The organism is Dyella sp. (assembly GCF_036746095.1).
Lineage (GTDB): Bacteria > Pseudomonadota > Gammaproteobacteria > Xanthomonadales > Rhodanobacteraceae > Dyella_B.
Window position 1 is genome coordinate 1 of the sequence record NZ_DAIOEU010000062.1, and the last position, 26,780, is coordinate 26,780.

A 26,780-nucleotide genomic window follows, 5' to 3' on the forward strand; every position below is an offset into this window, starting at 1 on the left:
CTCACCGCCACCAACACCACGCTGATCGCGAACTCACCGCTGATCGTGCTCAACGACCTGATCGCCAGCGCCAACGCCAACCTGCCGCCGGGCGCGCAGACGGTGCCGAAATTCGGGCTTTTCAGCGTGACGCCCGTGGGTTTGGCGCTGGCTGTGGCGGGTGTGCTGTTCTTCTATATCTACACCAACAAGTTGCTGCCGAATCGGGAAGACGAGCGGCAGAAAGTGACGCCTGGCCGTACCGAAAGCTACTTTGCCGAAACCTATGGCATCGTCGGCGAAACCGCGGAGCTGACGGTGACGGCCGAAAGCCCGCTGGTCGGCATGAGCATCGGCGAGGTGGAACAGCTGCACGGCGCACCGCTGATCCTGGCGATCAAGAGCGGCAATGACGCGCGCATGGCGCCGCCGGCCGACCAGGTGATCTGGGTGGGTTCCGTGCTGGGCGTGCTGGGGCCGCGCGATGAATTGAACCGCTTCGCCAACAACCAGCTGTGCCGCCTATCGCCGCGCATGCGCCAGTTGGGCGAGCTGTTCAATCCCACCCGCGCCGGCATTTCCGAGGCGGTGATTCCACCCAGCTCGCGCTTCCTCAAGCAATCGGTGGGCGAACTGCGCCTGCGCAAGCGCTACGGCATCTCCGTGCTGGCGGTGACGCGCGGCGACCAGGTCTACCGCGACGATCTGCGTGCGGTAAGCCTGCGCACCGGCGATACGCTGGTGCTGCATTCAAGCTGGAAAGCGCTGCAGGAGGTCTCCGAAGACAAGGATCTCGTCGTCGTCACCGACATCCCGCGCGAAGAACAACGGCCCAACAAGATCTGGCAGGCCGTCGGTTTCTTTCTGCTGGCAAAGGGCCTGGCGCTGTTCACCAATCTCGACCTGTCCATCGCGATGATGACTGGCGCCATCGGCATGCTGCTCTCCGGCGTGTTGAACATGGACGAGGCCTACAAGGCGGTGAACTGGAAGACCATCTTCGTCACCGCTTGCCTGATTCCCTTGGGCTGGTCGATGGATTCCACCGGCACCGCCGCGTGGGTGGCGCAGGAAGTGCTGCTGCATCTTGGCCATGCTTCGCCCTGGATTCTGCAGCTGTCCCTGGCACTGCTGACCTTGCTGTTCTCGCAGGTGATGTCGAACGTTGGCGCCACGGTGATGATGGTGCCGGTGGCGATCAGCGTTGCGGTGGCGACGGGCGGCAATCCTTCGGCGTACGCGCTGATTGTCGCGGTGTCCTCATCGAACACGTTCCTGCTCAGCTCCGGCCATCCGGCGCTGATGATGGTCACCGGCCCCGGCGACTACAGCGCCAGGGATTTCCTGCGCGCCGGCGTGCCGCTGACGTTTATCGTGCTGGTGATCACGCTGGTGGCGATCAATCTTATCTACCGGTAGATCTGCCGGTATTCTGGCGCGATGTTTCGACGTGGACCGCCTGAACACTCGTGGTGATACATCCAAGCAACCTTCGCCTTGCCGTGATCGGGCTCGGTTATGGCGGCCTGCCGCTCGCGGTGGCATTTGGACGGCTATTGGATACGTTCGGCTACGACACGGAAGCGGCCAAGGTGATCGAGAACACGCAGCGCGATGCCAATATCGCCTTGATCAGCACGTAGTGGCGGAAGTGATCGAATTGATGGTGGGCAAGGCCACGCGATCCGCGAATCCGCGTTCTGGTGCTGGGACTGACGTTCAAGCAGAACTGCGCGGACCTGCGCAACACCCGCGTGGTCGATCTGGTGCGCGAACTGGAAAGCTTCGGCCCGCCCGTCGACGCGCATGATCCATGGGCGGATGCGGCGGAAGCGCACAGGCATTACGGCGTGCGCTTGCTGCCGGAGGTGGATGAAACAGGCATCTATGCGGCCGTGGTACTCGCCGTGGCGCACCAGCAATTCAAGGCAGGTGGTGCTTATGACGGTGCGCGCTAACCATGCCCAATGGCGTGGCGCATGACATCAAAGGCGTGTTGCCGAAGGAGCTGGTCGATGCGCGCCTGTAGGTCGGGTGAAATCCCAGGTTTATTAAGCGTGGCGATGCTGGGATTTCACTCCAGGTCCAGCAAGACCTCGCCCTGTTCGACTCGCACCGGTACCGCCCGCAGGCTCTCCCCTTTGCAGGGGCCACTTACGCATTCGCCGGTGTCCACACCAAAGCACGCCCCATGTGCCGCGCACACCAGCATGCCCTTCGACAACAGGAACTTGCCCGGCGACCAGTCCAGGCGTCGACCGGCGTGCGGACAGATGTTCAGCCACGCGCTGACGTGTTCGCCACGCCGCAACAGGATCAGGCTTTCCTCGCCGTCGGCCAACGGCACGTCCAGCGCCATCGCCTCGCCATCGGGCATGTCGTGCAGCCGGCAGAGGCGGCGAGCTGGGCTTGTCGTTTCCATCGGCACTTGCCTTATAGGCCCTATGGCCTCATCGTTACGCGCGTAAGTCCTTGATTTTACCATACGGATTTTTAACATGCGCGTCGTCCTACCGCTCCTGCACCGCCGTCGTCACCCGCTCGCCCAGGCCTTGTCCGTGGTGCTCGGCTTGATCGTGGTTGGTGTGCTGATGGTGTTCGGCCTGGTCGTGGCCGGCGTGCTGACCGTTGGCGGCGCGCTGTGGCTGGTATGGCGGCAGTGGAAGCGCGGCCGTGCCGCGATGCCGGGCGCCGGCCGGAAAGCGCGCCAGCCGGAAGTGCTGGAAGGCGAGTATGTGGTCATTCACAACTCGCGCCCGGTCACTCACCACTGAGCAATATCCGGATAGCTGGCCATGGGCCAGCGCGCCTAAGCTGACGGCAACGTTCCTTTTTGGATACTGCCATGCGCAATTCCCTCGCTCCCCTTGAAGCCCCGCTGGAACACGTCCGCGCGCTGATCGAGCGCGCGACGGAAGCACCCTCGCTTACGGCGTTGGCGCATGCCGCCAAGCTCAGCCCCAGCCATCTGCAACGCGCGTTCCGTCGTCGCTATGGCATGAGCCCGGCCGAATACCATCGCGCCCGCCGTTTTGGACACTTCAAAACCGCCTTGCGCAAGGGCGCTGCCGTGAGCGATGCGGTCTATGACGCCGGCTTCGGCTCCGGCAGCCGCGTCTACGAACACACCAACCGCCTGCTCGGCATGACACCGGCCAGCTATCGCGCCGGCGGCGCGGGTGCGCACATCCGTTACACCACTACGAGCACGCCATTGGGGCAGTTGCTGGTCGCGGCGACGGCCAAAGGCATCTGCTCGGTCACGCTGGGTGCCAGCGACCAAGAACTGGAGCGGCGGCTGGCGGATGAATTTCCCAAGGCCAGCCGGGAACGCGTCGACAACGGCCGCGAGGAATGGCTGGACGCCGTGATCGCCCGCATCGCCGCGCAATTGGGCTGGAGCGATCGCGAAGCACCGGACATGCCGCCGCTCGATATTGCCGCCACTGCCTTCCAGTGGCGCGTGTGGGAAGCGCTTACGCGCATTCCTGCGGGCATCACCAAGAGTTATGGCGAACTGGCGGCGGAACTCGGCAAACCCGGTGCGGCGCGCGCCATCGGGCAGGCCTGTGGCAACAACCGGCTTGCCTTGATCGTGCCCTGCCACCGCATCGTGCGCGAGGATGGTTCGCTCGGCGGCTGGCGCTGGGGGGTGGAGCGCAAGCGCATGCTGCTGGAGCAGGAAGATCGCCAGCACGCCGCTGCGCACGAACATGCCTAGGATGGGGTGGGCCGAACGCGAACCCCAACGATCCCGAACACCGGCATGCCTCGTTGGATTCGACTGCGCCTCCTTCAACCTACGCCTCTGAGCAGTTCGAGCGAACCGATATACCCACCTTGATTCCGCATCAAGGCCACCTTGCATGGCCGCCGCTACTGCAAAGCACGCCATGCGGGTATCGTTAGGTTCGTCCTTCCCCACCGACACCCATGAACGATTCCGCTGACAACACGCTTGCCTTGGCAAGCGACCAGAGCCGTGCCGGCCGTTGGGTACCGCTGGCGATGTTTGCGCTGTACATCGTCTGGGGTTCCACTTACTTGGGCATACGCATTGCGCTGGAAAGCTATCCGCCCTTTCTGCTGGCTGGCTTGCGCTTTGCCATCGCCGGTTCGCTGCTGTTCGGCTATCTGCGCCTGCGTGGTGCTGCGTTGCCAAGCGCAGGCCAATGGAGGAACGCAGCCATCACCGGTGTGCTGTTGCTGGGCTTCGGCAATGGCCTGGTGTGTTACGCCGAGGAGAGCGTGAGCTCGGGCATCTCGGCAGTGACGGTGGCGAGCATGCCGTTGTTCGCGGCGATCTTTGCCGGCCTGTACAAGGATTGGCCGGTACGCAACGAAACCATCGGGTTGCTGATTGGCTTTCTCGGCGTGATCGTGCTGAACCTTGGCAGCGCCTTGTCCGGCTCGCACGTAGGTGCCGCGGCGCTGCTTGTGGCGTCCATTGCATGGGCGTTTGGTTCGGTATGGAGCAAGCACCAGGACATGCCGCAAGGGATGATGAATACGGCTGCGCAAATGCTGTGCGGAAGCGTGGCCCTGCTCGCTACCGGACTCATCGGTGGCGAGAAGCTGCCTGCGCATCCCATGCTGCACGCCACGCTGGCAGCAGGCTATCTGGTGGTATTCGGCTCATTGGTGGCGTTCAGTGCGTACCTGTACGTGCTGAAACATGCACGCCCCGCTTTTGCGACCAGCTATGCCTATGTCAATCCGCCGGTTGCCGTGCTGTTTGGCGTGCTGCTGCTGGATGAAAAGGTGGGACCGTACGACCTGGCCGGCATGGCCATCATTCTGCTGGGCGTTGGCACCATCACGTTCGCACGTCAAAAAAAACACGCGCATTGATTGTGATCAAAACGCAACGCGCGTGATGCGGGCTGCCCGCGATCTGCGCGTGCACCGGGGCCGGAACGGTCTACAACGCGCCGCCGAACGTGATCAAGCTTTTTTGCTGCCGCTGCTGCGTGTCTGAAGGCGCGCGGCACGCAACAACCATGTCAGAGCGAACGTTCCATGCCGAGCGACTCGCACGATCTTAAGCGCCACATCTGCGATCGAGCTGAAATCCGGAAAGAGATTTTCTGGCCGGCACCGTTACCCCAACGGAAATAAGCGGAGTGCCAATCATGGGCCCACGAACGGCCGTGTAGCTTTTTGCCTGGCTTCCCAGAGCGACACATCCGTCCAGGCTCCGCGACAAGCGACGTTGCAATGAATAACGCACGGCCGCGATCCGCGCGCAGTACGTTCCCTCACGCCTGATGTTCGACCCGCGTGGGGATCCAAAAACCGTACACGGGCCGACGTTCAAATCGTTGCATCAAAACTTCGAAAGACAGTTCGAGGTTTCAACGTCTGAACCTTCTACCTGAAGGAGACCCACTCATGAAGGAACTCGCCATGTACAAAATCGACTACAACAGCTATCGGGCCGTCAAAGGATACAACCGCCGCACGCGCTTTCTTATCATGCACTATACGGCCATCAATTTTGCGGCATCTGTGAGGGCGCTCGCCGGCAATGGCGGAGTCAGCGCGCACTACCTGATTCCTGACCCCGCAGATCAAAGCTATGTCGATGCCGGCTTCAAGAACATGCGCATCTTTAATCTGGTCGACGAGAACGAGCGCGCGTGGCACGCGGGTGTCAGCCACTGGGCCGGTCGCAATAACTTGAACGACACGGCCATTGGTATCGAAATCGTAAATCTTGCTTCGGATAATGGCGGCGTATTTACCTTTCCCCCATACCGTCCCGAACAGGTCCACGCGATCAAACAACTGGCTTTGAATATCCTGCAACGTTATCCAGACATCGAGCCGACTCATGTACTGGGACACGGCGATATTGCGCCGGGCCGCAAAAGCGATCCCGGCGCAGCCTTCCCTTGGAAAGACCTTTACGAAGCAGGCATTGGCGCCTGGTATGACGAGAACGCCAAGGAAGAATACCGTCAAAGATTTAGCTTGAAACATCCCGACCAGAATGAAGTGATCGATAAATTCAAGAGATACGGTTACGACACTTCTGCGGTGCAATCGCCGCGTGGCCTGCGAAATCTCGTCAGAGCATTTCAGCTTCACTTCCGGCCGTCCAACTACGACGGGAATTTAGACACCGAAACTACTGCCGCCCTGTATGCCCTGGTCGATAAATATTTCCCGTGATGCAGGCCCGATGAAGAAAATAAAGTCATGAAGGGTCGAAGGAACGTTGGATTGAATGCGGGTTGAGGTTTGCGCCCTCAACCCGCATGGATCACAACTCACGCAGCGCCGTTGTCACCGGTAGACGCGCCGCGCGCAAGGCCGGGAACAGCCCGCCGACGAACCCGATCGCCAACGCCCACTTCAAGCCTTCCCACATGAGGCCCGGCGTCACCTTGAAGGTAAACGCCAGTTGTCCGGTGGTGCCAGCGGCCAGCGTGGATGCGGTGAACCCGTTGAAGATCAGCCAGGCCAGGCCACCGCCGATCAGACCGCCGATCAGCGCCAGCAGCATGGTTTCCAGCATCACTGCAACCACCACCGGCACGCCGCGAAAGCCGATCGCGCGCAACGTCGCGATTTCGCGTGCACGGGTGGCCACAGCGGCGAACATGGTGTTGAGTGCGCCGAAGATCGCGCCGATCGCCATGATCGTGCCGACCGTGATGCCCATGATGCGCATCACCTTGCTCATGCCTTCGGATTGCTTGCTGAAGTAATTGAGCGTGGTATCCACGTCGACCTGCAGACGCGGATCGCCAGCCAGCGCCGCCTTGAAGGTATCGAAGGCTTTCGCATCCGTCAGCTTCACCACGACCGATGTGCGGCTGCTACCGCGCCGGTAGGCTTCGGCAACCACATCGGCATCGCCCCAGATTTCCGAATCGAGCGCATCGCCTGAAGCGAACACGCCGACCACTTTCCACGCTTGCGTGCCGAGCTTCAGATCGCGCCCGGGTTCCAGCCCTGCGAACTGGCGTTGCGCACCCTGCCCCACTACCAGCTCGCGCATGCCGGGCTGGAATTTGCGTCCGGCGATGATTTTCAGGTTGGGACGCAAGGCCCAGGCACCCTCTCCTACGCCGCGCAACTGCACGCTGCCTTCTTCGTCCGGCGCACCGCCTTTTACCGGCAGATTGGCGGCCACCACGATTTCACCGGACGTAATGGGCTTGCCCTGGCTGTCGCGTGCGACGCCCGCCGCCTGGTTGATCACCACAATACTGTCGCGATTCATGACCGAACTGACTTCACTGGCCGAACCGCCACGCAACACGATGGCGGTGTCGTCGCTACCGGTTTTGCGCAATGTTTCGCTGTAGCCCTCGCCCATCGCCAGCAACGCCACCAGCACGCCGACCACACCGGCAATACCGATGATTACCACCGACGACGAACCCAGCCGCTGCCGGAGCGTGCTGATGCCCACACCGGTAACCGAAGCAGCTTGCCGGCCACGGCGGCTGAGCGCCAACCAGCCCGCAAACAACGCAGCGAGTATCGCCACTGCATACCACGGCACCATCGCCCACAGCACCAAAGCCACGCACAGGGCGATCACCACACCGAGATTGAAGAGAAATTTCATGCTGTGCTCCTTTAACGACCGGCCAGCGCATCGACAATGTTCAAGCGCATCGCCCGCCACGCGGGTATCGCGCCCACCACTGCACCGATCAACAACATCAAGCCGATGCCCAGTCCCCAGCTGCTCGCGCCGACGGTGGGCAGATTCAGCATGCCGCCACTGTTTGCACTCACACCGGGAATCAGCAATGCCGCCAGCCCGATACCGATGACTCCACCCAGCAGCACCAGCAAGATCGATTCGGCCAGCACCATTGCCAGCACGCTGTGATCGGAAAAGCCGAGCGTTTTCATCACCGCCAGTTCCGACGTACGGTCGCGAACCGCCTGCATCATGGTGTTGCCGGTCAGCAGCAACAGCGTAAAAAACACCGCGCCCATGATCGATCCCACGATCAGCCCGATATCGGCCAATTGCTTCATCCACGATGCCGTGGCGGCCGCTTCGGTCTGCGTGCGGGTTTCATGATCGGAATTGGCCGACAGCGCGTCGATGGCCTTGGCCACACGGTCCGCCTGGTTCACATCGTTCACGCGCGTAACGAACCAGCCGACACGACCGTTGTTGTAGCCCTTCTGCACACTGTCGTCGAAGTACTTCCAGTGCATCAGGATGATCTGGGCATAAAAACCCGCGCTCGCTTCCTTCGGATGCATGACGCCGACAATGTTGAAGGTCCAATTCTTGCTGCCGTTCTGCTGGGGAAAGATGTTCGATTGCAGCGGAATCTGGTCACCCACCTTCCAGTGATATTTCTCCATCAGCTTCTCGCCCACCAGAACGCCGGTGCGCGTTTCCAGATAAGTCTTGCGCGCCGCGTCGCTTACCTGCACTTCCGGATATTGGTCGATGTAGTTGTCGCTCACCGCGAAGGTGAATACCTGGTTGTGCGGATCCTGATACGCACCGCCGAACCAGTTGGAATACGCCACTGATTTCACGCCCGGCACCGTGGCGATCTGCTGGCCCAGGCCCTGCGGCAAGGTTTCGATGAAGGACAGCTTCGAACCGGTCTGCAGCCGCTGCGCGCCGTTGGCGCTCTTGCCTGCCTGATCGAACGACGTGCGCACGGCATCGAGCATGCCGAACAACAGGAATGCCGCTGCGATCGACACCAACGTAAGAATGGTACGGGTCTTGCGCCGGAACAGCGCCGCCCAGATGAGATGGAAGTATTTCATGGAAAATTCCTCTGCGACTTCCCTTCTCCCCTCCGGGGAGAAGATGCCCGAAGGGCGGATGAGGGGGAATGGCTTGCCATAAGCTACGCCGTGGCCTGCTCGACCAGCGTGCCCTTGTCCAGGTGCAAGGTGTGGTCGGCGTATTCGGCCGCCTTCGGATCGTGCGTCACCATCACGATGGTCTTGCCGTGTTCGCGATTGAGCTGGCGCAGCAGGCCCAGCACGTCTTCCGCCGATTGGCGATCCAGGTCGCCGGTAGGTTCGTCGCACACCAGCAAGGCCGGGTCGGACACGATCGCACGCGCGATCGCCACGCGTTGTTGCTGGCCGCCGGAAAGCTCGCTCGGTTTGTGCGAAGCACGTTCGGCCAGCCCCACCAGTTGCAACGCGATGGCGGCGTTCTTGCGCCGCTGCGCGCTCGACAGCTTGGTCAGCAGCAATGGCAATTCGACGTTCTTCTGCGCGCTCAGCGTCGGCATCAAGTTATAGAACTGGAACACGAAGCCGACGTTCGATGCACGCCAGCGCGCAAGTGCGCCCGCACCCAGTTGGTCGATGCGGTGGCCGGCCACGCTGATGCTGCCGCCGGTGGGCGTATCCAGGCCGCCAACCAGATTGAGCAGCGTGGTCTTGCCCGAACCGGACGGCCCCATCAAGGCCAGGAAATCACCCTCGGCGATGTTGAGGTTGATGTGGTGCAACACCTCGACCTTTTGCCGGCCGCGTTCGTAGACCTTGGAAAGATCGCGAATCTCGATCAACGTACCCATTGCTACATCCTCCCGAGTGGAACTGTTTTGGTCGCGCATAAATAAGCGCTCCGTGAGTCCGGTTGCTGGTTATTGGGTTTGCACGCTTACGCTGGAACCGTCGTGCAGGTCATCAGGGGGCGACAGCACCACGCTGTCGCCCGCATTGACCGATGCCGGGATCAAGCGCATATCGCCCGACGGCTGTGCAGCAGGTTGCACGGTCTGGCGGTGCGCCTTGCCATCCACCACCACGAACACGCTCTCGCTGCCGTCGCGCTGCACGATCGCCTTGGCTGGCACCAGCACGCCTTTCGGCGCTTGCGTGGCGACGGCCGGCTTCGCCTCCAGGAAGGACACGCGCACGCCCATGTCGGGCACGATGCGCGCATCTTTCTTTTCCATCGCCACACGCACTTTCACCGTCGCCTTGCCGCGGTCGGCCGCCGGCACGATGGCGATGACATGCGCGGGAATGCGCCAATCCGGATAGGCATCCAACACCGCTTCGGCTGGCATGTTCGGCGTGACGCGGCCGATATAGGCCTCGTTGACGTCCACGTCCACTTCCAGCGAATCCATGTCGACGATGGTGCCGATGCCGGTGCGCGTGAAGCCGCCGCCGGCGGAGAACGGCGAGACCACTTCGCCGACCTGTGCATCCTTGGTGGTGATCACGCCGTTGAATGGCGCTCGAATAAGGCAGTAACCGTAGTTGACCTGCGCTTCCACCACTTGCGCGTCGGCAGCCGCTGCATTTCTCTGCTGCGACATCAGTTGCGCGCGCGTGCTGCTGACCAGCGTGCGCGCCTGCTCGGCGGCCTGCTTGGATACCAGGCCTTGCTTGGCCAGTGCGTCGTCGCGGTCCGCATCGCGCAGGTTCTGCGCCAGTTGCGCCTGATACTGGTTTACCAGCGCATGCGCCGCCTTGGCCTGCGCGACGGCCGTATCGAGCGCGGCCTTGTATTGGCTGTCATCGAGCTTGGCCAGGATCTGCCCTTCCTTCACGTGATCGCCTTCCTCGATCAGCACGGCGGTCAGGGTGCCGGTGATTTGCGCCGATACCGTGGCCTGCCGGCGCGCCGTGACGTAACCGGTGGCCTGCAGCACGGCGCCCGCAGACGGGTCGCTGCTCGCCGCCACCGCCTGCGCAACATGCACGGGTATCGGCCGGTGCGAGAACCACCACCAGCCGCCGCCGAGTGCCAGCAGCACGAGCACGATGCCGCCGATGATCCACGGCCACGGCCCTGGGCCGCCGCCACTTCGATGTTCCTCGCGCTGATGGCGCTCGATCTTCAATTCCTTCAGCAGATCGGTATTGCTCACGCTTTTGTCCTTGTTGTCCCCGATTGGCACACGATAGTGGCCGGGCCATGCGCGTTTCCACGTGCGCTCATCAACCCTTGCCAATGACAGCTGTCATGTCTAAGACGTACGGGCGGGCGCCAATTCGACAATGCCGCTACCCGCAAAAGCCCAAGAGAGTTGTCCATTCTTGCTTGCATTGCCACCGACTTCACACCGCCCACGAGCGGGACTGCTGACGAAATGCAGATACCTGCCATGGCCATCTTCTTGCCAGATGCATGAAGCTGCTACCCTTTTTGCTATGCGCTACCTCATCGATCCTCCTGCCATTCCCAGCCTCCCGGTCATTGGCCGCGAGGAACGCTTTCCCATCCGCCGCGTGTTCTGCATCGGCCGCAACTATGCCGAGCACGCGCGTGAAATGGGCGCCGCAGTCGACGCATCGGCACCGATGTTTTTTTGCAAACCGGCCGATGCCGTAGTCACTGGTGGCGCAGACGTGCCCTATCCGTCCGCCACCGCCGACCTGCATCATGAAGTGGAGATGGTGGTGGCCTTGCAGGCCGGCGGCCAGAACCTGGATGCCGCCCAGGCGCTACAGGCGATCTTTGGCTATGGCGTAGGGCTAGACCTCACGCGCCGCGATCTGCAGGCGGTCGCGAAAGCCAAGAGCCATCCGTGGGACGTGGCCAAGGCGTTCGATCATTCCGCGCCGGTGTCCGCCTTGCGCGTGGCCAGCGAAGCCGCGCCGCATGCGCAGACGCGCATCAGTCTTGAGGTGAATGGCACGCTGCGCCAGCAAGGCCAACTCGGCGAGATGGTGCATGGCGTGGCGGACATCATCGTCGCGCTGTCGGCATTGTTTGAGCTCAAGCCAGGCGACCTGATTTTCACCGGCACGCCTGCCGGCGTCGCGGCATTGCGGCGCGGCGATCGGTTCCGCGCGGAACTGCAGGACATCGCGGTGCTGGAAGGCAAGATCATCTGAACGATTCGTGCCTCCTGCGCAGCATCGCCATGCATTACAGTCACAACGCCATCCGGCACACAACCTAGGGAGACGGCAATGAGCATGCTGCAAGAATTCAAAGAATTTGCCATGCGCGGCAACGTACTCGACATGGCGGTGGGCGTGGTGATCGGTGCGGCGTTCGGCAAGATCGTCACCTCGCTGGTGAACGACGTGATCATGCCGCCGCTGGGCTGGGCCACCGGCGGCATCGATTTTTCCGCCATGAAGGTGGTGATCCGGCCGGCCGACAACAGCAATCCGGCGCACAAGATTCCCGAAATCGCCATTGCCTACGGCAGCTTCATCAACAGCATCCTGGCCTTCGTGATCGTGGCCTTTGCGATCTTCCTGCTGATCAAGATCGTCAACAGGTTCTACACCAAGGCGGCGGCTGCAACCCCACCGGAAGTGGTGCTGCTGACGGAAATCCGCGATCTATTGAAAAACAAGCAATAGCCAATTGCCGCGTTGGCTGGAATGTCATCCCAGCCAACGCGTGTTGCTTTTCCTTCTTACAAATACATGACTTCCGGCCTAAGCACTGCCTGAGACGAGCCTCATAATGCGAGATTCGTCACCAGGAGCCGCCCATGCAACGTCCCTCCCTCACTGCGCTCGCCGCCAGCTTGATGCTGGCTACCGGACTTGTTTGCGCCAAGGATGCACCCACCACGATTTCCGCTTCCGCCGTGCAGACGGCCGAGCAGTTGCGCGACAAGGCCATGCACGACGACACCGCCTACAACGTGGTGGAAGGCCTGACCACCGAAGTGGGCGCGCGACTGGCCGGCGGCGTGAACGATCAACGTGCACGTGATTGGATGGTGGCGAAGTTCAAGGCGCTGGGCTTCGACAAGGTCTATACCGAGCCGGTGACGTTTCCGCTGTGGGTACGCCGCAGCGAGCACGCCGCCATCGTGTCGCCCTTTCCGCAGCCGCTGACGATCATCGCGCTGGGCTATTCGCCCGCGACGCCCAAGGGCGGCCTTACCGCGGAGGTGGTGCAGTTCCCTACGCTGGATGCCTTGAAAGCGGCCGATCCGGCCAGTGTGAAAGGCAAGATCGTGTACATCGGCGAACGCATGCAGCGGCACAAGGATGGACTGGACTACGGCCGCATCGGCTCGCCGATCCGCGTGCAAGGCCCGGTGATCGCGCAGGCAAAAGGCGCTGCCGGTTATCTGCTGCGCTCCGCCGGCACCGATGCCAACAGCCGTACGCCGCACACGGGCGTCACTGGATTTACCGACCCGGCCAAGGCGATTCCTGCCGCCGCGCTATCCAACCCCGATGCCGACCAGCTTGAGCGCGTGCTGGCCTATGGCAAGCCAGTCACGGTGAAGCTCGACCTCGATTGCGGCATCGAAGGCCAATACACCGGCGCGAACGTGATCGGCGAAATCACCGGCAGCAAATACCCCGACCAGGTCGTCGCCATCGGCGGCCATCTGGACTCCTGGGATCCGGGTACCGGCGCGATCGATGACGGCGCCGGTGTCGCCATCGCCGTCGGCGCGGCCAAACTGATCCACGATCTGCCGCAACGTCCCGACCGCACCATCCGCGTGATCGCCTTCGCCAACGAGGAAATGGGCTTGTGGGGCGGCCGCGCGTATGCCGACAAGCATGCGGCGGACGTGAACAAGTTCCAGCTCGGCACGGAGTCGGATTTCGGTTCCGGCCCGGTATGGCGAATGAGCGCCAGCGTGAAGCCGGAAGCACGCGGCGCGATCGCGCAGATCGCCAAGGTGCTGGCGCCGATCGGCGTGAGCTATGACGTGAAGAAGCCCGGCGGCGGCGGCTCGGATCTCTCGCAGATGCACGGCAAGGGCATGGCGGCGCTGAGCCTTACCCAGGATGGCACCTACTACTTCGACTGGCACCATACGGCCAACGACACGCTGGACAAGATCGATCCCAAGCAATTGGCGCAGAACGTAGCGGTGTATGCCGTGTTCTCGTACATGGCGGCGCAAGCGAACGGCGACTTCGGCTCGGCGCCAGGCGCGTTCGCGCATGATGGCGCGGAAGACTGAGCTGAAGCATCGTCGCCCCGGCGAAAGCCGGGGCGCAGTTCACGTAGGCCGGGATGAAATTCCAGCACATCGGCATGGTTGGTCATACTGGGATTCCGTCCCGGACTACCGGCTTCGCGAGGCGTCAGCTTTCCTCATCGAGGGACGATGCCAGCTCGGCATCTCCCTCACGCTCGGCCGGTGCCTCGGCCGCATCGAGCGCCTGCAGGTTTTCTTTCAAGCGCGTCAGCACGTCCATCGCCTGCGTCATTTCCTCGTAGCTGACGCCTTTGGTGCATTCGCGCCGCAGTTCGCGGGCGATGTGCTCCATGTCATCGATCACTCCGCTGGCCTGCGCGGTGGTGTACAGGCGCCAGGCGCGGCGGTCCTTGGGATCGGGCCGCCGTTCCACGAATCCCGCGGCCTGCAGCCGGTCGATCACGCGGCCCACGGCGATCGGCTCCATTTCGAGGAATTCGGCCAGCTCGGTCTGCCGCAAGCCTTCGCGGTGATAGAGCATCTTGGTGGCGCGCCACTGGGCGCGCGTCAAACCGAATTTCACCGCACGTCGGTCAAAATGCTTGCGGAACAGCAAGGTGATGTCGTTCAGCAAGTAACCGAAGGAAATATCTTCCGTCTTTGGCATGATGCGGACGCCTAGCAAAGCAACACGTGCCCAAGCATAAGCCCAAATATGGCCCTTAGCGTTGTCACTTCCGACCTGACCCGGCTGGCCCTGGACGCCATCGTGAACGCGGCCAACCCGGCCTTGCTGGGCGGCGGCGGCGTGGATGGTGCCATTCACCGGGCAGCCGGCCCTGCCTTGCTGGAAGCTTGCAGAGCCTTACCGCAAGTGGCACCCGGCGTGCGTTGCCCGACCGGGGATGCGCGCATCACGCCGGCATTCCTGCTGCCGGCACGCCATGTAATCCATACGGTGGGACCGGTGTGGAAGGGCGGCCATCACGGCGAAGCCGAGCTGCTGGCGCAGTGCTATCGCTCGTCCATCGCCCTGGCGGCCCGATATGCGGTTCGCACCATCGCCTTTCCCGCGATCAGCTGCGGTGTCTACGGCTATCCGGCGGAGCAAGCTGCGCGCGTGGCGATTGCCAGCCTGCGCGATGTGCTTACGCTCCATGCCGCGATGGAGGTGCAGCTTTGTTGCTTCGACGAGCGCATGGCGGCGATCTGGCAGGAAGCGCTCAATCAAGCTTGAACGGGTAGAGCGGCGGCAACGGCGATTCGGTTTCGGCCTTGCCGTCCTGCCGCCAGGCAAATCCCTTGGCAAATGCCGCGGCGAAGTCGACCCGCGCTTCCGCTGACGCGCCGGCATATTGCTCGCGCTGCAGTTGCGTGATCGCTGCGCGCTGTTGTTCCGACGCCAGCGCATCGGCCACCTGTCCCAGATTGCGCACCCCTGGTCGCTCGGCACGCGCCCAGGCAAGCAGGCGACGCGCCTGGGTGGCGAGATCATCACCGCGCGCAGATTCCAAAAATGCCTGGCGCAGCGTGCGTGTCGAATCCGTGGGTTCAATGCGCGGTTTCGCCACCGATGCCGGTGCACGTTTGCGCTTGCCGTACAACCACGCGAACGCTGCCGCACTCAAAAGCCACAGCGCGATGCTGCCAAGTGCGATCCAGCGCCACGGCGTGGGTGATGGCGCAACCGGTGCAACTTCTGCACTGGCTGGCGCCGCCGCGCTGCTTGCGGCGGCGGAGGAAGGCGCCATTGCGGATTGCGATGCTGTCGCAGCAGGTGCGGGCGCACCGTTCGCCGCTATCACGGTCAAGGTATGCGATGGAATGGTGGCGACTTTCTTCTGTCCGCTCTGCACGTCGAACCAGGTGAGCGTGATTTCCGGAATGGTCAACGTGCCGGCGTGCTGCGGAATGATCGCGAAGCCGCGCTCGCTATGGCCCGTCAGCCATTCTCCGTCGTCGTGCGTGCTTGTCTTCGGCTGGTCGGGATAGACCGTGGCGCCGTTGATGGTCGGCAGGCTCAACGGTGGCAGCGCGTCGCCTGACAAGCCCTGTGCATCCACGCTCAGGCGCAGGTTGAGTGGCTGGCCGGCGGTGAGTTTGTCATCGCCTGGCATGCCTTGCAGACTGAGCGTCAGCGAGCGCGCAGGCAACCAGGTGGTCTGGCCCCAGTTCGCAGGTGGCGCCTGCACGTTGATGGTTACTTCGGGCGAATCCGCCGTGACTGGCGTGGTGTTGCCGAACAAGCCGCCTGGATTGAAAAAGCCGCCCGGGTCGTTGGGATTGCCGCGATCAAGCATTTCGCCCTGGAATTCGATGGAGGGCACCACCAGCGAACCGGCATGGTGCGGCGTCAACGCATAGCGGCGTTCGACGACGTGATAGCGGCGGCCATTGCGAACGGATTCGTAGTTGATGTCGTTACCCAGTTGCTTCAGCTCTGCACCGTTGACGTCCGGGTTGGGCAAGCTGCCGCCGTCGAGATCACCCGCATAGAAAAGCCGCACGGTGTACAGAATCTGCTGGCCGAGATAGACGTGATCGGCGCTTGCTTGCGCTTCGACGAAAACATCCTGGCCAGTGTGGGAACTCGCCGAGGTGTCCGGCGCTTCCACGTGCAAGGTGAGCGGGTTGGTCTGGCTGCCCGCCACCGTCAACGGTGGAATCTGCAAATCGCCTTGATGCTTGGGACGCAATGCAACGCCGATGATCAGCTCAGCGCTTTGCTTGCCGTTGATGACGCTGAGCGAACTGCTGGTCGAGGTACCAAGTACTTCGAAATCGTGATCGAGCGCGCTGAGATCCGGGGTACTTGCCGTCATGGCATCGCTGATGCGCAGGTTGAGCGTGACGGTTTCACCCAGGTGCACGTCGTTGCGATCCAGCGTAGCTTGCACGCTGGACGCCATGGCGGTCCACGGCAGCAACAAACAGAGCCACAGCAGCCAACGGTGTTTCATGGCTGATCTCCTTCCACCGGTTGCGCACCCATGCGCTGGCGGTATTCCAGTTCGAATTTTCTTCGCAGCAAGGCGCCGGGATCGTCGGGTACGCGCTGCAAGTCGCGTCGCACGTCGTTGGGTAGTTTCGACAGTGGATCACCACTCTCGACGGCGCCGAGTTCATGCGCAGGCGTGGTGCTGGCCTTCTTTTGTGCGCCGGCCAAGGCCTGGTTCATTTGTGCCTGCAAGCCTTGCTGCGCTTTTTCGGCTTGCGCCCTCTCGCTGCTGGAGGCGGGCGCTGGCGTTGGCTTGGATGCATCTTGCGCCGGGGAACTGTCGCCTTGCGCAGCGCGCTGTTGCTGACCATCGTCGGAAGGCGAGTTGTTTTGCCCCGCGTTGCCCTGCTGCGCATCAGACTGTTGATGCTGGCCGTTCTGGCCTTGATCCTTTGCGTGCCGATCACCGCCCTGCTGCTGGCCGGACTGCCCGTTCTGCTGTCCTTGACCTTGCTGGGCTTGACCGGACGACTGCCCGTTCTGCCCTTGCTGATGGTTCTGGCCGCCCTGCCCGCCCGAGTGCTGTTGCTGCGGCGAGGACGATGCTTGTTGTTGCTTGCGCATCGCCTCTTCCACCAGCTTGCGGTTGGCCTGTGCATCCTGATTGTGTGGATCCAGTTGCAGCGCGCGATCGTAAGCCTTGATGGCGTCCTGATAGCGGCCAAGCTTGGCCAGCGCGTTGCCCAGGTTGTAAGGCGCATCGGCGCCTTTGGCCTGCTGCAGCGCCTGTGCGGCGGCGGCGTAATCGCCAGCGCGGTAAGCGGCCGCACCGCGCCAGGCCGGGTCTTGCGCAAGCTGCTGCGCCTTTGTCGCATTGCCTTCGCGCAAGGCGCTTGCCGCTTGCTGGTCCGGTCGCTGCCACCAGTCACGCCAGCCGGAAGCGTGGGCAGTCGAGGGCAGCGTCGGTAACAGGATCAACGGCAGCATCAGGATCCAGCCGCGACGGAAGGCCATCGCTGCGACCAGCAGCAGCGGCAGCAGCAACCATGGACCACGGTCCTGCCACGCGTCAGCTTCCTGTCCTTGCGCCACCGATGCGTGCTGTGGCGGCCGTAGCGACGCGTGCAAAGCAGCCACGTCCTGCGCGTCATCGCTCATGGCGACATAGCGACCGCCACCTGCGTCAGCAAGCGCGCGCAGGTCGGCATCATTGCGCCGAGCGATGGCGATGTTGCCCTGTTCGTCGTGCATGAAGCCGCCCTCGGCACTGGCGACGGGCGCGCCTTGCGGTGTGCCGACACCCAACACGGAAACATGCACCCCGGATGACAGCGCTGCACGGGCCGCGGCCTGGGCTGCCGCATCGGCATCATCCGTCAGCAGCACGATCGAGCCACTGGCAAGCTTGGCGTTGTGAATCAGCTTCACCCCTTGCCGGATGGCTTGCGCAGCATCGTTGCCGTCGACCGGCATTACATCGGGCGACATGGCTTCCAGCAATGATTCCAGGCTGTGCGCGTCGCTGGTCAGGGGCGCCACCACGAATGCCTGGCCGGCATAGCCGATGAGTGCGTTCAAACCATCCTGGTTCGCCATCAACAGGTCACGCGCCTTGTAACGCGCGCGCTCAAGCCGGGTTGGCTGCACGTCGCGCGCGAGCATATGCTGCGACAGCGACAGCGCAACCACCTGTGCCGCGCGATCGTTGAACATCGGCGCGGTCACACGGCTCCACGTCGGGCCCGCCAAGGCCAGCACACCCAGGATCCAGCCCAGTGCGAGCAAGCCCGAAGGGGCACGGGTGTGGCGCGCCTGGCCGCCGACGAGGTGCGGCAGCAATGCCGGATCGGCCAGCCGGCTGAGTGCGCGCTGCGAGGCATTGCCGCGCGTGCCGAACCAGATCAGCAGCGGCAATGCCAGCAGTCCCAACAGCCACGGCGGTTGCAAGAAATGGAATTGATGCAGGGCTGCGCTCACGTACCGACTCCTTTCCAGCGTGGCCATAGCAAGCCCAACAGCAGGCAAACACCGGCCACCGCGAGCGGTACGCGGAACAGTTCGTGATGCAAGCGAAATTCGCGGCCTTTTTGCGGCATGGGCTCGAGCGCATCGATGGCGCGGTAGGCGTCGGCAAGCTGGTTGCCGTCGGTGGCGCGATAGAACTGGCCGCCGGTTTCATGCGCGATATAAGTGAGCATGTCCGCGTCCAGGTCGGCGGACGGATTGACCACGCTGTTGCCGAACAAGCCGGGAACCACCATGCGCGTGGCACCGATACCGATGGTGTAGATGCGCACGCCGGCTGCCTTGGCGGCACGTGCCGCGTCCTGCGGCGAGATGCTGCCGGAATTGTTGACGCCATCCGTCAGCAGGATCAGCACACGCGCTTGCTCCGGCAACGCAGCGAGGCGCTTCACGGCCACGGCAATCGCATCGCCGATCGCGGTTTCGGTGCCAGGCAGGCCAACCGAGGCGCTTTGCAACTGCGCGCGCACGGCATTGAGGTCATACGTAAGCGGCGTGACCAGAAACGCGTGCGTGCCAAACAGCACCAGGCCAAGCTCGTCGCCGCTGCGGCGGGAAATGAAATCGCCCGCAATGGCTTCCACCGCACCGAAGCGGCTCAACTGCTGGCCGCCCAGCACCATGTCCGGCGTTTCCATGCTGCCGGAGAGATCCACCGCAAGCATCATCGCGCGACCGCTGTGCGTTTGCGCTTGCGGCGGTCCAATGATCTGGGGCCTTGCCGCCGCCGTAAGCAACGCAAGCCAGCCCAGCACCAGCAACCAGGACGCCGCGCTGCGCGTTGCCGGATGGCCGCCCGCGCTCCACGACAGCGAGGCATGCGGCAAGCGCAACGCCTGCCCTGGCGATGCAGGTTTCACCGCGCGCCAGATCAACCACGGCAGTGGCAACATGACGAAGACCCACGGCCATGCGAACTCAGGCATGACCGCGCTCCTGCGGTTTCATGCGCCGCCACGCGGCATGCAGCCAACGATGCGCAGCTTCTTCAACAGCGGTTCGGTTGAACTGGGCATGCGGCTGGTACATCCGCGCTTCGAGCGTCATGAGCGTATCGAGCGTCGCATCGTCAACGGGCACCTGGGCCAGTGCATGCCGCCATGGTTCGCCTTGCAGGTGGTGTGCCCCGGCGCTGTAACGCCATACGGCCCGGCGAAGGAGTTGATGCAAGGCGGTGGCGTAAGCGATGTCGTCATGCGCATGGCGATCCGCCAATTGCCGGATTTCATGCAGAACGCGTGCGCGCCAGATGCGTGCGCGACGTGCACGGCGGTAAAAAAGATAGGCGGTTACCAGCAATACGACTGCCAGGGCCAGCACGAGCCACCAGCCCGGCGCAGGCGGCCACCACGACGGATCGGGTGGCAAATGGATGTCGCGCAGGGGCAACCGATCCTGTGGCAGCTGCGCGCTCATCGCCGTCCCCCGGCATTGCGCAGCAATGCGCCGACGGCATCCAACGGATCGGCAGCCGTATCGATGATGCGGTAAGGAATACCAAGCGACGTGGCGATCGCTGCGAGTCTTGCTTGTCCTTCACCCAGGCTTTGCTGGAAGGCTTTGCGTTGATGTTCTGTTTGCAGGATCAGCCGCCGACGTTCGCCATGATGCTCCACTGGATAGCTGCCTGCCGGAGCCGGCTGCAGTTCCAGCACGTCTGCGACGATCAGCGTGCGTACGGCGGTATGGCGCATCATTTCCAGCAGGCGATCGCGTGCAGCCTGATCGCTGCTTTGGCCATCGCTGATCAGCAACACCCGGTTGGCGCCGTGCTGGAGCTTGATCACATGCTGCAATGCCTGCGACAGCGGCTGGCCTTGTCCGGAAGCTGCGGTATCGCACTGCGCCAACGCGCCACATACATCCAGTGCACCACGCACGCCGCCACGCGGGCGTTGCAGGTGGCTGCTTTCACCAAACACCATCAGCCCCACGCGCTCGCCGGCCTTGACCGCGTGCCACGCCGCCAACGCAGCAGCGCGGGCGGCCTGCACCGATTTGAAGCGCACACGCGTGCCGAACCGCATGCTGGGATGTTGATCGAGCAAAATCAGCAGTTGGCCTTCGCGTTCTTCCTGAAACAGCTTGGTGTGCAGGCGGCCACTGCGCGCGGTCAATCGCCAATCCATGCGGCGCACGTCATCGCCCGGCTGATAAGCGCGGGATTCGGCGTAATCCATGCCACGGCCGTAAAGACGGCTGGTTTGCGTACCCACACGCGTGGCACGGCTATCCTGTGGCGGCATGCGCAAACGTGTGACGCGACCGCGCAGGGCGATCAATTCCGCCAACGAAACGCGGACGCGCCCATCGCCATCCGTCTGGTTCGATACGACTGCGTTCACGGCAAGGGAACGAGATCCAGCAAGCGGTTGATGACCTTATCGCTGCGGATGCCTTCGGCTTCCGCTTCGTAACTGAGCAGGACGCGATGGCGCAGCACTTCATGCGCGATGGCGTGTACGTCTTCCGGCAGGGCGAAATCGCGCCCGCTCAGCCAAGCCTGTGCGCGGGCGCAACGATCCAGCGCGATGGTGGCGCGCGGGCTGGCGCCCCAGGCGATCCAGCGTTTGAGCTCGGGGCCATATTGCCCTGCATCGCGGGTGGCCAGTACCAGCTGCGCGAGGTATTGCTCCAATGCTGGCGCGACATGCACATCCAATACCGCTTTGCGCGCAGCAAATACCTCGTCTTGCGAGACCAACACGGTGGCGGGAACGGCTTCGCGCACTCGCCGGCTCGCCTGTTCTCGCGCAAGCCGGAGAATGGCCAACTCAGCGGCGGCATCCGGATAGCCGATGGTCACATGCATCACGAAGCGATCGAGCTGGGCTTCAGGGAGTGCAAACGTACCTTCCTGCTCGATCGGGTTTTGCGTGGCCATCACCATGAACAGCTCCGGCAAATGCCAGGTATTGCGGCCTACGGTGATCTGCCGCTCGGCCATCGCCTCAAGCAAGGCGGATTGCACTTTTGCCGGCGCACGATTGATTTCGTCGGCCAGCACGATGTTGTGGAAAAGGGGCCCGCGCTCGAACTCGAAGGTACCCGATTGCGGCCGGAACACATCGGTGCCGGTCAGGTCGGCGGGCAGCAAGTCCGGCGTGAATTGCACGCGATGGAAATCGGCAGCGATGCGGTTTGCCAACGCCTTCACCGCCGTGGTCTTGGCCAGGCCAGGGGCGCCTTCGACCAGCAGATGGCCGTCGGCCAGCAAGGCGATCAACAAGCAGTCGATAAGCCGCGGCTGGCCGATGATCTGTAGCTTGAGGTCATCGCGAAGGCGGGAAAATGCTTGTTGCAGATGCCCGGGTGTGGGGATTGGGGGCATGTCCATCCGAGAATCCTGTACTGCTTGGTGGGGCTTAAGACCACAACGGTGTAGGAAAGTTTGGTCGTTTGTCCGTCGTAAAGCAAAAGGGGCGGCACACTGGCCGCCCCTTTGATTTGTCTGGCAAGTCCGCCCTTATTGCAGGCTGTCGCTGAGGATGCGCGGGGTGACGAAGATCAGCAGTTCATCCTTGTCGTTCACGCGTTGCGTACTGCGGAACAGGAAGCCGACACCGGGGATATCACCCAGCCACGGCACCTTGTTGATGTTGTCGGTCTTGGTAATTTCGTAGATACCACCCAGCACGACCGTCTGACCATTGTCCACCAGCACCGACGTATTGAGCGAGCGTGTATCGATGATAGGCACCTGGCCGCTCCCTGGCACCGTGATGTAGTTGTGCAATGAATCCTTGTTCACGTTGATCGCCAGGAACACGCGGTTGTCGGCAGTGATGGTCGGGGTGACTTTCAGTTCCAGCACGGCATCCTTGAACGCCACCGTGGCCGTACCGCTGGCGCCACCACCTCCTACACTGTTCTGGTAGGTGACATAGCCGATTTCTTGACCCTGACGGATATCCGCTTCCTGTTGGTTGGCGGTGATCACGCGCGGGCTGGATACCAGCTGGCTGCGTCCTTCCGCTTGTGACGCGGACAACTCCAGGTCCAACGCGTAGTTCTTACCAAGGATAGCGGCAGCAATGGTCGAGGCAGTGCCGGTAGTCGGCGTGGCCGGCAAATTGACTTGCTGGTAGTTCTGCAGACCGTTGTAAGTGGTGGTCGTGGTACCGCTCGACGTTGCGGGCAGAAGACCACTGCCTAAGGAGAGCGTCTGGCCACTCGGGTTGACCTGCCTCCCGTTTACGCCCCACTGAACACCCAGGTCGCGTTCGAAATCGTCAGTTGCAATGACGATGCGCGATTCGATCAGCACCTGCTGCACCGGGCGATCCAGCTCCGCGACGATAGCGCGTATCTCAGTGGTCTTTTCAGCCGTATCGTTGAGCAGCAGGGTATTCGTGCGTTGGTCGAAGGTGACGCTGCCACGCGGGGAAAGGAAGCCACGATGCTCGCCCGCCGCGCCGCTCGCTGCACCCCCGCCGCCCGTACTTTGCTGAGCGCCGGTCGTCAGCAGCTTCACGATGTCCTGCGCCTTGCCGTAGCTGATCGGAATGTAAGTCGTAATCAGCGGCGCCGTATCCTGCGCCTTGAAGCGCGCATCGGCCACGCTCTGTTCGTAATCAGCCAGTTCCTTCTGTGGTGCAATCCAGATCACGTTGCCATCACGGCGCTTGTCCAGGTCCTTGGAGCGAAGGATCACGTCCAGCGCCTGGTCCCACGGTACGTTCACCAGGCGCAGCGTGACGCTTCCGCCCACGGTGTCGGAAGCGACCAAGTTCAGGCCCGACACGTCCGCCAGCAATTGCAGCGCGGAACGCACCGGAATGTCCTGGAAGTTGAAGGTCACACGGCTGCCCGAGTAAACCGGTTGCGCCTCGGAGGCCGGGTTGGTGTTCTTCGACTCCTGCTTCTTCGGCGTCACCTCCACCACATACTGGTTGCCAGTCTGATAGGAAGACACATTCACGTCGCCGCTGTAGGCAATGTCGATACGCGCACCGTTCGGCGTGGACTTGGGCGAAATCGACTGCACCGGTGTCGCAAAATCCAGCACGTTCAAGCGTTGCGACTGGCTGGCCGGAAGCTGCGCGTGGGTGACGTCCACGGCAATGTCGCCGTTTTCGCGGCGCATGTTCGCATTGGCGCCGGCACCGGCAAAATTGATCAGCACGCGGCCGGAACCATTCGGCCCCCGCTGGAAGTCGATGTTGCTGATCGCCGGGCCGTCAAGTGCCGATGGCAACGCCTTCGAGGGATCGATGGTCGCCGCGGTCGTCACCGGCTGCGATTGCGTGCCGTTGTTGACCACCAGCACGAGGCTGTTGCCTTCCACGCTCGATTTATAAGTGGACGCCTGCATCAGCTCGACCACCACGCGGGTACGTCCACCAGCGGCCACCGCCGACACGCCAGTCGTGGTACCGACACCGATATCCTGGTGGCGGGCCGCATCGTTGGTGGTGTCCGGAAAGTCGATCGCGATGCGCGGCGGCGTTTCGGTCGTGAAGATGTTCGGTTGCGGCACCTGGTTGCTGTCGAAGCTCATGCGCAGCTCGACGCGCCCGCCCGGCAGCGTTTTGTAGGAGATGTTCTGCAGCGTGCTGGCTGCAGCGGCACTGGCCCAGACAGCAGAGCCCAGCGCCACGATGATGATCAGGCAACGGTGGCCCAAGTGCATGGCGCGACTCCGGACTGGTTGATTGAGATTAGTCATTGCATCAGCCCCTGTATTCCTATTTCGCCTCAAGCGCGATGCTGGCTGGACGTTCCATCCAGCCGCCATTGCCGTTGGAAACCAATTCGACCAGGTCGACGTGGTCACCGGTGATGGCGGTGACGCGGCCGTAGTTCTGGCCCAAGTATTCGTTGATGTGCACGCGATGGATCACTCCGCCGGGATCTTTGACGAGTGCTTCCATGGTGGAGCCAGCACCGATCGTGCCAACCATTCTCAGGCTATCCAGCGAGTAAGCCTCAAGCGGCTGGCGCGGCCGGCCTTCATCCGGACGCGGGCCGTTGTTCTGGTTCAACTCGTCCTGGCTGGGGCTGAACGGATCGCGCTTGTCCTGGTCGTTGTAGGTGAAGGTTTCGAAGGTCTTGATCACCGGCAAGGCAGGAATCGGCGCTCCGCGCTTGGCCTTTTCCTGCGCGACCCAGTCACGCAAGTCGGACATGCCGCGCGTACAACCCGCCAGCGTCAGGGCAGTGGCGATCATCAACGACAGCTTCACCAGGCGAGCAGGCTTCATGGCAGTCATGACTCTCATTTCTGCCCCCCGGCCTTCTTCGGCTTGCTGCCCTCGTTCGTTTCGGAGTCTTCGAGGTAACGATAGGTCTTCACCGTACCCTGCAAGACCAGTAGCTGGTTGGCGGCCGGCTCCGAACCCTTGGCCGGTGCATTGAGCGGTGTCAGCGAGACGTCGTGCATGGTGAGGATCACCACGCGCGGCAGCGATGCCACGCCGCTGATGAAGGCACCGAACTGGTGATACGTGCCGATCATCTTCAGCTGGATCGGCTTTTCCGCGTAGAAATCTTTCGGGATTTCCGTGCCTGGCTGGAACAGCTCCTGTTGCAGGCCGGCCGACAGGGCCGTCTGCGACACGTCCACCAGCAGCTCGGGCATTTCCGTCTTGCTGGGCAGCTGACGCAGCAACTGGCGCAGCATGTCCTTCATCTCATCCAACTGCTGCTGCAACGCTTCGAGATTGACCGACTTGGCCTGCTTCTCGGAGAACTCTTTCTTGAGCTGTTCTTCCTTGTTGGCCAGCGTCTGCAATTGGTCCTGCTGGTCGCTGATGACCACGTACCAGCCAACCAGCATGATCACCAGGAACAACAACACCGTGAAAAACGTCTTGACCGATTTCGGCCAGCCACCAACGTTGTTGCGATCGAGACTGCGCAGATCGTCGAGGAGTTTCATTGTTTGGACCCTCCCTTGGTCGGCGCAGTGACCGGTTTAGCCGATGCGGGCGCCGTTGCAGGGGGTGTCGTAACTGGGGGCTTGGCAGTTGTCGTCGCCGCGGCGGCCGCGCCGGTGTTCGACGAAGCGGGGGCGGAGCCGGCGTTGCTGTCATCCTTGGGCTTGGAGAGCGCCACCGTCAGGCCGAAGCTGTACGGCATCCGCGACGCGTCGTGGCTGTTCTCGGTCTTGCTGAGATCAGCCTGTCCCATCCACGGCGAAGCTTCGATATTGCGCATGTATTCGGCCACGCTGGCGTTGGATTGCGCCACGCCACCCAGCACCATCTGGTCGCCGTTCTGCTTGATCGAGGTCAGGCGTGCACTGCTCGGAATGGTTTTCACCAGTTCGTCGAACAAGTGCACCATCTGCGAACGGTTGGCCTGCAACTGCTCGATGATCTGCTTGCGCGCCAGCAGCTGTGCACGAACTTTTTCCAGGTCCTTGATCTTCTCCAGGCGTGCATCGACCTGCTTGATCTGGTCCTGCATATAGGCGTTGCGATCGTTCTGGTTGTCGATGCGCATATCCATCCAGAACCACCACAGGAACAGCACACCGACGGCGATCAGGCCGGCCGCGCCCAACTGCATGAAAAATTCGCGCTGCCGGAGCTTGCGGCGTTCGGCACGCCATGGAAGTAGGTTGATGTGTGCCATCAGTCGAAACTCCTCATGGCGAGCCCGACCGCGATCATCAATGCGGGCGCATCCTGGGTCAGCGACTGTGCCTGCACCCGGTTGGAGAGCGACATGCGCGCCAGCGGATTGGCCACTACGCAGGGCAGGCCAAGCTGCTCTTCAAGCATCGCGCTGATGCCTTCGATCGACGCGCAACCGCCGGCCAGCACCACTTGGTCAACCTTGCTGAACTCGCTGCCGGCGTAGAAGAACTGCAGCAGACGGCTGATCTGCTGCACCAGCGATTCCTTGAACGGCTGCAGCGCTTCGGTCTCGTAGGATTCCGGCAAGCCGCCCTTGCGCTTGGCGCGCCCGGCTTCCTCATAGGAAAGGCCGTAGCGGCGCATGATTTCATCGGTGAGCTGCTTGCCGCCGAACACCTGTTCGCGCGAGTAGATCGTGCGCTGGTT

General features: G+C 62.5%; 28 protein-coding genes. 11 read left to right on the plus strand and 17 right to left on the minus strand.

From position 1 onward, the window contains the following. The 3 genes from V7M64_RS18695 to V7M64_RS18705 all read left to right on the plus strand — a co-directional run. A partial coding sequence (locus tag V7M64_RS18695; RefSeq protein ID WP_333681237.1) for an SLC13 family permease occupies positions 1-1,398 on the plus strand: 1,398 nt, incomplete at its 5' end. A 50-nt stretch (positions 1,399-1,448) separates the two neighbouring features. Continuing rightward, complete coding sequence (locus tag V7M64_RS18700) at positions 1,449-1,622, plus strand: hypothetical protein (protein WP_333681238.1); 174 nt, start codon at positions 1,449-1,451, stop codon at positions 1,620-1,622. Between the two features lie 60 nt (positions 1,623-1,682). Beyond that, a complete protein-coding gene (locus V7M64_RS18705) occupies positions 1,683-1,937 on the plus strand; it encodes a UDP binding domain-containing protein (protein ID WP_333681239.1) in 255 nt (84 codons plus the stop codon). A 116-nt stretch (positions 1,938-2,053) separates the two neighbouring features. Here the strand turns inward: V7M64_RS18705 and V7M64_RS18710 are convergent, their stop codons facing one another. Then, positions 2,054-2,401: a Rieske (2Fe-2S) protein gene (locus tag V7M64_RS18710; protein WP_333681240.1), complete on the minus strand. Its 348-nt coding sequence runs from the start codon at positions 2,399-2,401 to the stop codon at positions 2,054-2,056. A gap of 76 nt (positions 2,402-2,477) precedes the next feature. On the opposite strand from V7M64_RS18710, the gene V7M64_RS18715 reads away from it, so the two are divergent. The 4 genes from V7M64_RS18715 (at position 2,478) to V7M64_RS18730 (ending at position 6,153) form a co-directional block, all read left to right on the plus strand. Then, positions 2,478-2,753, plus strand: a complete 276-nt coding sequence (locus V7M64_RS18715) for a hypothetical protein (protein WP_333681241.1) — start codon at positions 2,478-2,480, stop codon at positions 2,751-2,753. Positions 2,754-2,824: 71 nt separating this feature from the next. Next, complete coding sequence (locus tag V7M64_RS18720; protein WP_333681242.1) at positions 2,825-3,700, plus strand: methylated-DNA--[protein]-cysteine S-methyltransferase; 876 nt, start codon at positions 2,825-2,827, stop codon at positions 3,698-3,700. Between the two features lie 287 nt (positions 3,701-3,987). Further along, positions 3,988-4,830 carry a drug/metabolite exporter YedA gene (yedA, locus tag V7M64_RS18725; protein ID WP_333681277.1) on the plus strand — a complete coding sequence of 281 codons (843 nt, stop codon included), beginning with the start codon at positions 3,988-3,990 and terminating at the stop codon, positions 4,828-4,830. Between the two features lie 540 nt (positions 4,831-5,370). Then, on the plus strand, positions 5,371-6,153 hold the full coding sequence (locus tag V7M64_RS18730; RefSeq protein ID WP_333681244.1) for an N-acetylmuramoyl-L-alanine amidase: 783 nt from the start codon (positions 5,371-5,373) through the stop codon (positions 6,151-6,153). Between the two features lie 91 nt (positions 6,154-6,244). Here V7M64_RS18730 and V7M64_RS18735 read toward each other — a convergent pair whose 3' ends face one another. From V7M64_RS18735 to V7M64_RS18750, 4 genes are all read right to left on the minus strand, one after another. Continuing rightward, positions 6,245-7,561, minus strand: a complete 1,317-nt coding sequence (locus V7M64_RS18735) for an FtsX-like permease family protein (RefSeq protein ID WP_333681246.1) — start codon at positions 7,559-7,561, stop codon at positions 6,245-6,247. Positions 7,562-7,572: 11 nt separating this feature from the next. Next, the gene (locus V7M64_RS18740; protein ID WP_333681247.1) at positions 7,573-8,742 is read right to left on the minus strand and encodes an ABC transporter permease; all 1,170 of its coding nucleotides are present in this window, start codon (positions 8,740-8,742) and stop codon (positions 7,573-7,575) included. Between the two features lie 83 nt (positions 8,743-8,825). Continuing rightward, positions 8,826-9,512, minus strand: a complete 687-nt coding sequence (locus tag V7M64_RS18745) for an ABC transporter ATP-binding protein (protein WP_333681248.1) — start codon at positions 9,510-9,512, stop codon at positions 8,826-8,828. Between the two features lie 69 nt (positions 9,513-9,581). Then, positions 9,582-10,820: an efflux RND transporter periplasmic adaptor subunit gene (locus tag V7M64_RS18750; RefSeq protein WP_333681249.1), complete on the minus strand. Its 1,239-nt coding sequence runs from the start codon at positions 10,818-10,820 to the stop codon at positions 9,582-9,584. A 283-nt stretch (positions 10,821-11,103) separates the two neighbouring features. Between V7M64_RS18750 and V7M64_RS18755 the strand changes: the two genes are divergently transcribed. From V7M64_RS18755 to V7M64_RS18765, 3 genes are all read left to right on the plus strand, one after another. Further along, positions 11,104-11,790 (plus strand): fumarylacetoacetate hydrolase family protein, encoded by a 687-nt coding sequence (locus V7M64_RS18755; RefSeq protein ID WP_333681251.1) that lies wholly within the window; start codon positions 11,104-11,106, stop codon positions 11,788-11,790. A gap of 78 nt (positions 11,791-11,868) precedes the next feature. Beyond that, positions 11,869-12,270 carry a large-conductance mechanosensitive channel protein MscL gene (mscL, locus tag V7M64_RS18760; protein ID WP_333681252.1) on the plus strand — a complete coding sequence of 134 codons (402 nt, stop codon included), beginning with the start codon at positions 11,869-11,871 and terminating at the stop codon, positions 12,268-12,270. A gap of 134 nt (positions 12,271-12,404) precedes the next feature. After that, positions 12,405-13,850: a M20/M25/M40 family metallo-hydrolase gene (locus tag V7M64_RS18765; protein WP_333681254.1), complete on the plus strand. Its 1,446-nt coding sequence runs from the start codon at positions 12,405-12,407 to the stop codon at positions 13,848-13,850. Between the two features lie 124 nt (positions 13,851-13,974). On the opposite strand, the gene V7M64_RS18770 is transcribed toward V7M64_RS18765, so the two are convergent. Continuing rightward, positions 13,975-14,475, minus strand: coding sequence for a MarR family transcriptional regulator (locus tag V7M64_RS18770; protein WP_333681256.1), 501 nt, complete (start codon positions 14,473-14,475; stop codon positions 13,975-13,977). 48 nt (positions 14,476-14,523) lie between these two features. On the opposite strand from V7M64_RS18770, the gene V7M64_RS18775 reads away from it, so the two are divergent. Next, positions 14,524-15,045, plus strand: a complete 522-nt coding sequence (locus tag V7M64_RS18775) for an O-acetyl-ADP-ribose deacetylase (protein ID WP_333681258.1) — start codon at positions 14,524-14,526, stop codon at positions 15,043-15,045. Here the strand turns inward: V7M64_RS18775 and V7M64_RS18780 are convergent. The 11 genes from V7M64_RS18780 to pilM all read right to left on the minus strand — a co-directional run. Continuing rightward, entirely contained in the window at positions 15,032-16,768 is a 1,737-nt protein-coding gene (locus tag V7M64_RS18780) for a BatD family protein (protein WP_333681259.1), read from the minus strand. The genes V7M64_RS18775 and V7M64_RS18780 overlap by 14 nt on opposite strands. Continuing rightward, a complete protein-coding gene (locus V7M64_RS18785) occupies positions 16,765-18,723 on the minus strand; it encodes a tetratricopeptide repeat protein (protein WP_333681260.1) in 1,959 nt (652 codons plus the stop codon). The genes V7M64_RS18780 and V7M64_RS18785 overlap by 4 nt, the downstream gene beginning before the upstream one ends. Continuing rightward, positions 18,720-19,697 carry a VWA domain-containing protein gene (locus V7M64_RS18790; RefSeq protein WP_333681262.1) on the minus strand — a complete coding sequence of 326 codons (978 nt, stop codon included), beginning with the start codon at positions 19,695-19,697 and terminating at the stop codon, positions 18,720-18,722. The genes V7M64_RS18785 and V7M64_RS18790 overlap by 4 nt, the downstream gene beginning before the upstream one ends. Then, entirely contained in the window at positions 19,690-20,187 is a 498-nt protein-coding gene (locus tag V7M64_RS18795; protein WP_333681263.1) for a DUF4381 domain-containing protein, read from the minus strand. Before V7M64_RS18795 ends, V7M64_RS18790 begins: the two co-directional genes overlap by 8 nt. Further along, positions 20,184-21,116 (minus strand): DUF58 domain-containing protein, encoded by a 933-nt coding sequence (locus tag V7M64_RS18800; protein ID WP_333681264.1) that lies wholly within the window; start codon positions 21,114-21,116, stop codon positions 20,184-20,186. The genes V7M64_RS18795 and V7M64_RS18800 overlap by 4 nt, the downstream gene beginning before the upstream one ends. Beyond that, positions 21,113-22,108, minus strand: coding sequence for a MoxR family ATPase (locus tag V7M64_RS18805; protein ID WP_333681266.1), 996 nt, complete (start codon positions 22,106-22,108; stop codon positions 21,113-21,115). The genes V7M64_RS18800 and V7M64_RS18805 overlap by 4 nt, the downstream gene beginning before the upstream one ends. Positions 22,109-22,237: 129 nt before the next feature. Then, positions 22,238-24,403: a type IV pilus secretin PilQ gene (gene pilQ / locus V7M64_RS18810; RefSeq protein ID WP_333681268.1), complete on the minus strand. Its 2,166-nt coding sequence runs from the start codon at positions 24,401-24,403 to the stop codon at positions 22,238-22,240. 55 nt (positions 24,404-24,458) lie between these two features. Continuing rightward, positions 24,459-24,992: a pilus assembly protein PilP gene (locus V7M64_RS18815; protein WP_333681270.1), complete on the minus strand. Its 534-nt coding sequence runs from the start codon at positions 24,990-24,992 to the stop codon at positions 24,459-24,461. Beyond that, positions 24,989-25,651 carry a type 4a pilus biogenesis protein PilO gene (pilO, locus tag V7M64_RS18820; RefSeq protein WP_333681271.1) on the minus strand — a complete coding sequence of 221 codons (663 nt, stop codon included), beginning with the start codon at positions 25,649-25,651 and terminating at the stop codon, positions 24,989-24,991. The genes V7M64_RS18815 and pilO overlap by 4 nt, the downstream gene beginning before the upstream one ends. Beyond that, complete coding sequence (locus V7M64_RS18825) at positions 25,648-26,349, minus strand: PilN domain-containing protein (RefSeq protein ID WP_333681273.1); 702 nt, start codon at positions 26,347-26,349, stop codon at positions 25,648-25,650. Before V7M64_RS18825 ends, pilO begins: the two co-directional genes overlap by 4 nt. After that, positions 26,349-26,780, minus strand: a 432-nt coding sequence (gene pilM / locus V7M64_RS18830; protein WP_333681275.1) for a type IV pilus assembly protein PilM, incomplete at its 5' end; no start/stop codon positions are given. The genes V7M64_RS18825 and pilM, both read right to left, overlap by 1 nt.